Here is a 6,535-nt window from a genome sequence, read left to right as displayed (position 1 = left end):
TGTGCGGGCGATGATACCAAACAGTATTTTGAGAAGATTAATCCTAATCTGGTGTTCTTAGCCTGCAATGCCTGGATTGATGAGAGTCCAGGTGTTTCAACTCCAAGTTACTCCAAGGTGATAATCAAGAAGGCTCTTTTAAAGAGACATGCCAAGAAGGTTCTGGTGGTTGATTCAAGCAAGTACGGAGCAACAAGTCTTTATAAGATTTGCGATATAGATGATCTGGATATGGTTGTTACTGATAAAGGTCTTCCTGAGGATATCTGTGAATCTTTAAAGAAGCGTGGTGTCATCGTGATCAGAGCATAAAGAATTCTTTCTTCTCAAATAATATGATCTTTCTTTTGTATCGCTCTAATTTTATCCAAATTCTTCCGTTCTAAACTTTAATGGTGGTTGGAGGACTCACTATAAAAAATAGTGATCCATGTAACCAGTTGAAATCAAGGTAATAACTTCTGATAAAAAAATGGATAGCTGACTTCGTGTAGGCAATCTTCATTTTTTTGACGGGATCACAAGTTTTATTTGTGCTGTTCATAGAAAATATCAGCATAACAAACATAAAAACAACATTAAGGAGCACTTTATGAGCGAACTATCTACAGCAGAACTATCATCAGCAGATCTGACTTCTGCAGAACTAATCGAGAAAAACAGAAGAATTGAAGAAATGGCTTCAATCAAGGCTTTTTTCGATATCAATATGAAAGGTCATCCTGATCCTCGTCTGGTAAAACCATATGAAGACTACATCAATCTCAAGATTGACTTTGATGAGTATTTAAAGGAAAGCCGTGACGCCCGTACAGAGGTTTTCTTCAAAGGCTAATTATAGAGAATTGCTCAGGACAGCAAGTATTTGTTGACTTCAGAGACTAGTACCTGAGCAGTTTGAATCAGTGTAAAGTTCAGCTGGTACACTTTTCTGTATTTGTTATATGGATGCGCACCAGCTGTTGCTATGTAGTAATCTCTTTAGACACTGGGAAACACAGATAGATACAGTATCCCAATCCAAACAGTGGAATCAGAATAAACCAGGCATGGTAGGTGTTCTTTCCGCAGTCTCTTAATCTTCCGGTCAGAAAATAATAAGCGTAAACAAATAATACCAGAGCTGGCATAAAGCCAATTACGGTGTAAATAAGCAGCTCTTCGGGACTTACAATATTATCTATTAAATCTTGTGCTCCCCAGCTGGTTACACAGCTTATGGAGAAGATAATCAGAAAAACAATCAGACTGCATATGTAGAAGCGTCTTTTTATTATTGTTTTGTCTGTTATAGCTCTTGGTGGACAATAATGTTCCGTCATATTAAGCTCCTTAGCCTGTTTGAATTAGGAACAACAAATGTCTTGCTTTTGATGCCAAGTATACGCCGGAAAAAATTATAAAACGTATAGTAAATTGACCGTTGAAGTACACAGAATTAACCAAAAATGCATCCAATAAAACATGATTTTTATGCTGAACGCCTACTGTAACTGGAGCTAATATCCTAATTCACAGGGGAACACTGCTAAAATTAAAAGAGCCCCCTTTTTTTAGAGAGCTCTTTACTAAGGTGTTAAACAGATTTTATTGTCTAATTTTATTACTGCTTACATGAAGACTGACAGAATCAGAACTTCAACACAGCCGATAGCCCAGGCAATGGTGGTTGGAGCGGTCCAGACCTTCAGCTGATCCTTTACCTGACTGATACCCAGCAGTCTGTTTACAACCCAGAAGAATGAGTCGTTGAAGTAGCTGGCGAATAATGAGCCTACGCAGCAGGCGATTGCGCCTAACATTGGGTTAGCACCGGCTGCAATTACGATTGGAGCGGTAATACCTGCTGCAGTAATCATTGCTACAGTACCAGAACCCTGAATGAAGCGAACACAGGTTGCAATAATCATTGGCAGTAGAACTACTGGAATGCTTGCTGCTGCAAAGCCCTGAGCAATATAGGTACCAAGTCCTGAGTCCTTGATAATCTGACCTAAGGCACCACCGGCTCCGGTAACCAGAAGGATGATACCTGCAGAGGCCATGCCTTTTTCCATCTCTTTTACGGCAGTTTCCTTATCAACTGTTGGAATCAGGGTTGCGATAGCAACCAGTAAGCCTATGCCTACAGCGATAATTGGCTGACCTAGGAAGATGATGATATTAAAGATACCTTCCTTTAATCCCAGTGCTGAAAGAATGGTATTCATCAGAATCAGGAGAATTGGCAGTACCAGAGGAGTAAATGCCATGAATGCACTTGGCAGATTTGAGTCATCCTCATTTAAGGCTGCATCTGGATTGTAGTCGCCGACAATCTTCTCCAAAAAGCCCTTGTCATTTGGAACCAGATCAAAGTGCTTGTTCAGGTAGGTCTTTGCATAGAACAGTACACCCAGAACCATTGGGATGGCTAGAACCAGGTTAATCAGAATGAAGGTACCGACATCAATGGAAAAGATACCAGCTACACCAAGAGGACCTGGAGTAGGTGGCACCATGGTATGGGTGATAACCAGACCTGCTGCTAAAGCTGCACCTAGAGCTACAACTGATTTATTTACAACTTTTGCTATGGCTTTGGCGATAGGTGAGAGGATCACGAAACCGGAGTCACAGAAAATTGGAATTGATACGAAGAAGCCGGTGATTGCCATTGCCTCTTCTTCCTTCTTTTTACCGAACAGCTTGATAAAGGTATAGGCCATACGTTTTGCTGCACCTGACATTTCAAAGATCTGTCCTAAAATTACACCAAAACCGATGATGATACCGATTCCTCCTAAGGTTCCTCCGAAACCTGAGGTAATGGATTTGATGATGCCGATTGTATTTCCGTCAGCAAGTTTTGTTGCGTTAACAGGCATTCCTCCAACAACGCCTATGATTACAGTTGCAATAATCAGAGCTACAAAGCTGTGAACCTTGGTTTTGAGTACCAGGAAGAATAGAACTGCAAGTCCGATAAACAGACCCAACAGCATCTGGCCTCCGTTTAGTCCTTCAATCATAATTAACTCCTTTGTGTTTGTTTGTGTTTAGTGGTGTTTTACCTGTTATAGTTTGGTCCGTATTCAGCGGCCAGTTTAACGGCCTCTACCATACTTACCTCGCTTACAATATTCTTTCCTGCAATATCAAATGCCGTGCCGTGATCTACAGAGGTTCTTAATATAGGCATTCCTGCAGTGATGGAAATGGTTCTTTCAAAGTCCAGAGTCTTGGTGGCGATATGGCCCTGATCGTGGTACAGAGACAGAACGCTGTTGTATCTTCCCTGATGAGCCTGGTGGAAAACTGAATCAGCAGGAACTGGTCCAACCACGTTGAAGCCCTCATCCTGAAGTTCCTTACAGGCCGGTGCTATTACGTTTACTTCTTCCCAGCCAAAGAGTCCGTGTTCACCTGAATGAGGATTTAAACCTGCAACAGCCATGGTACCTTCGGTTACACCAAGTTTCTTAAGCGCATCGGTGCAGCGTTTTACATAATCCTTGATTCGATCCTTTTTGATCATGCCCAGCATTTCAAGAAGAGAGACATGTCTTGTCAGGAAGAATACTCGAAGCTTGTGAACCTGGAAGAGGGTCAGAGGATCTGGTGTCTTGGTGAGCGCACCGAAGATTTCGGTATGACCTATGAAATTGATATTGCCCGCACGCAGAGATTCCTTGTTGATAGGAGGTGTTGCCACTGCAAGTACTTCACGGTTCATGGCAAGCTCAATTGATTTTTCGATATATTCATAAGCTGCCTTTCCGCACATGCCGTTGACTTTTCCAAAGGCAAATTTGGACATGTCTATATTATTAAGATCAATAAGGTTTAAAACTCCCTTCTGATACTTTCCTTCCTTAGGAGAGTTAACAATATTTACACTCAGATTTACTTTTGTGATTTTAATTGCCTGCTCGATGATCTGATGATCACCAATAACTATTACATCAGCAACATTCATTGCTTCATCGGATACCAGAGTCTTTACAACAATCTCTGGACCGACACCGGCCGGATCACCGATTGGTACAGCAATTAGTGGTTTTGTCATTTCCTGTTTCTCCTATACTTTACGTTAAATTGATAATCTCTTCTTCAGGTAGTTGACGCAGTCTATGAGCGCGTCCTGATTTCCCTGACTTCCGCCTTTGGTAACGATATGACAGCCATCAAGAGGACCTCCCTTGATATAGCCGTAGGCTGCAAGTGGAAGAACCTCATCCTCAAGAGTGATACCAGCTGCCTTCACTTTCTCACAGACTGCAACGGTAATGTCTCCACCGCAGCAGTAGAGTCCCTTGAAGGCTTTAACTCTGTCAAAGATTCGGATGGTAATCTCAGCAAAGGCATCATTGATGATTGCGGATACTTCATCTAAGGAAAGATTCATTTTCTTCATATAAGGTTTAAAATCAATTCTTTTCTTAAGATCAAGTCCATCTCCGATAACTGTTGAGATAGGGAATTTGTCGTAGTTCTCAACAATAGCTTCGACAACTCTGGTTATTTCTTTCTCACGTCGCTCGTCAGATTCTAAAAATTCCTTTGTAACCACTGTTTCGCTGACGGTTCTCTGCATAATCTTCAGTTTGTCCACCTGACTTGCAGTAGTTGGATGGACGCTTCCTACAACCACCAGCACGTGACTTTTTGCAATCTGGTTCTTTGGTTTTATAGCCTTACGGGCTAAGGCTGCAGTGAATGCTCCTGAGTCTACAGCCAGAACCTTCTGTTTACTGGTCATAACGGCGTCAGCAATCAGATCGAGATCTTCCTGTGTTACCGCATCAAAGATGATTATTCTGTTTCCTTTACTGATTTTTTCCTTGATGATGTCGGCCAGATGATGTTTACCGTTCATCATGTCTTCAGAGTAGATATTGGTGGTTCTGTATTTGGACTGCTGCTTGATGATTGTTGAGACTTTAGCTACCTTAACAGGGCATTTAGGATCAATGGCTATATCTGTTTTGTGCAGCAGGGCTCCGTTTACCAGCAGATATCCTCCTACTACTGTTCTGCCTGAGGAGGGAAAGGTGGGAACCACAATGGCTGTGTACTGTTCTCCTAAAGAATCCAGCATTGCATCGGTTTCTGCTCCGATATTTCCTCTTAGAGTACTGTCGATTCTTTTTGAATATACCTTGGTATCTTTGCTTTTAAGTTTTTCGCAGACCTCATATATTCTGCTGTAGGCTTCTTTCTTTGGAATTGCACGGCTGTCTGTAGGATAGATAATACAGTCAATATCATCTGATTTCATATTATCTATCATTGAGGCGTTGAGAACGCTTATGGATTTGAAATCACTCTGTTTGAGCTGAACACCAGTAGCGTTTCCTCCCGTCAGATCATCCGCAATAACAACACACTGTGTCATATTGTCTCCGTTATGTTTGTTTGATGGTTATATTTAGTTATATTGACTGATTTAATTCTACTTTAAGTATATCTTAGATGTTAAGAAAAACTATTTGTAAATAAGAGTGATAAATGTGTTTTAAAAGGTGTTTATGCGCATTTTGATGATTGTTTTATATGACTGATTTAATTGTCGTGACTGAAATTGGTCAAAATGTAGATAATATACTATACAAATATTGACTAGGCTTAGCAGAATACCGGAGGTTAATTTTGTTTGAAAATATACTGATTGATTCTCAAAGCTTTTTTTGAATAACAGAAAAAGGTAGGAAAATTGAATTTTGTGATTCAGTTATAAAATATGTGTTCGTGGGCAGGATAATGCACTGAAAAATTACAAAAAAAATTGCAGTGTCAAAATCGGCACTGCAATATCCAATCACAACATCAAATTCATCAGTTAGATTTTATCCAACAAGGACAACTAACAATGTCGCAAGAATATCAGAATCATTTCTATAAATAAAAATGAAAGTACAAAACTTGCTAACTGTGTACCGATCATTTGTTAAAAAATGTTGGTTATGTCATGGAATTTCCGCGTTTTTTGAAAAATCAAAAATCAGTTCTGAGCCTTGTATAACTCTATTCCACCTCCGAAGGAATAAACATTATCAAAGCCATTCTGATTTACAATTCTTGATGCAACATAGCTGGTATATCCTGTGTTGCAGAACATTACCACTTTCCTATCCCTAGGAATCTCATCAAGACGATTTCTAATCTCGGTTACAGGTATATTTACAGCTCCTTCAATTGTCTGCTTCATAAATACAGCCTTTGGTCTTACATCAATCAGATAGCTTTCCTTAAGATCTTCTGGAAAAGCCATTTTGACTTTGCCTTCTATGATATTAAGCGCATTCATACCCAGAATGTTTACAGCATCCTTTGCTGAGTTGAATGGAGGGGCATAACACATCTCTGAGTCCAGAAGATCGTGAACTGTGCCGTCAAGTCTTATCACCGTAGCCACCACGTCAACTCTCTTTTCAACTCCATCCATGCCAATGGCCTGTAGACCAAGTATTCTGCCTTCCTTTGTGAAAAGCATCTTATAGAGGATCTGGTTTGCTCCTGGATAGTAACCTGCATGTGAATTAGCATAGATAAA

At 40.4% G+C, this 6,535-nt stretch carries 6 protein-coding genes and 1 pseudogene; 2 read left to right on the top strand and 5 right to left on the bottom strand.

Going from position 1 to position 6,535, the window contains the following annotated elements; genetic code table 11:
• A pseudogene (locus QZU45_RS10300) lies at window positions 1–312 on the top strand (hypothetical protein); the annotation flags it as partial.
• A 280-nt stretch (window positions 313–592) separates the two neighbouring features.
• Window positions 593–835 carry a hypothetical protein gene (locus QZU45_RS10295; RefSeq protein ID WP_074943467.1) on the top strand — a complete coding sequence of 81 codons (243 nt, stop codon included), beginning with the start codon at window positions 593–595 and terminating at the stop codon, window positions 833–835.
• A gap of 130 nt (window positions 836–965) precedes the next feature.
• Here the strand turns inward: QZU45_RS10295 and QZU45_RS10290 are convergent, their stop codons facing one another.
• From QZU45_RS10290 to QZU45_RS10270, 5 genes are all read right to left on the bottom strand, one after another.
• Window positions 966–1,322 (bottom strand): hypothetical protein, encoded by a 357-nt coding sequence (locus QZU45_RS10290; RefSeq protein WP_295355029.1) that lies wholly within the window; start codon window positions 1,320–1,322, stop codon window positions 966–968.
• A 288-nt stretch (window positions 1,323–1,610) separates the two neighbouring features.
• Complete coding sequence (locus tag QZU45_RS10285; protein WP_295355027.1) at window positions 1,611–3,011, bottom strand: GntP family permease; 1,401 nt, start codon at window positions 3,009–3,011, stop codon at window positions 1,611–1,613.
• Between the two features lie 38 nt (window positions 3,012–3,049).
• Window positions 3,050–4,048, bottom strand: a complete 999-nt coding sequence (gene pdxA, locus QZU45_RS10280) for a 4-hydroxythreonine-4-phosphate dehydrogenase PdxA (RefSeq protein ID WP_074943464.1) — start codon at window positions 4,046–4,048, stop codon at window positions 3,050–3,052.
• A 24-nt stretch (window positions 4,049–4,072) separates the two neighbouring features.
• Window positions 4,073–5,377: a four-carbon acid sugar kinase family protein gene (locus QZU45_RS10275; protein ID WP_295355022.1), complete on the bottom strand. Its 1,305-nt coding sequence runs from the start codon at window positions 5,375–5,377 to the stop codon at window positions 4,073–4,075.
• Window positions 5,378–5,983: 606 nt separating this feature from the next.
• Window positions 5,984–6,535, bottom strand: a 552-nt coding sequence (locus QZU45_RS10270) for a rhodanese-like domain-containing protein (protein ID WP_295355019.1), incomplete at its 5' end; no start/stop codon positions are given.

Source organism: uncultured Succinivibrio sp., from assembly GCF_902756765.1.
Taxonomy (GTDB): Bacteria; Pseudomonadota; Gammaproteobacteria; order Enterobacterales; family Succinivibrionaceae; genus Succinivibrio.
The sequence above is the reverse complement of the archived record's forward strand: the minus strand, read 5'-3'. Positions and strand labels throughout refer to the sequence as shown.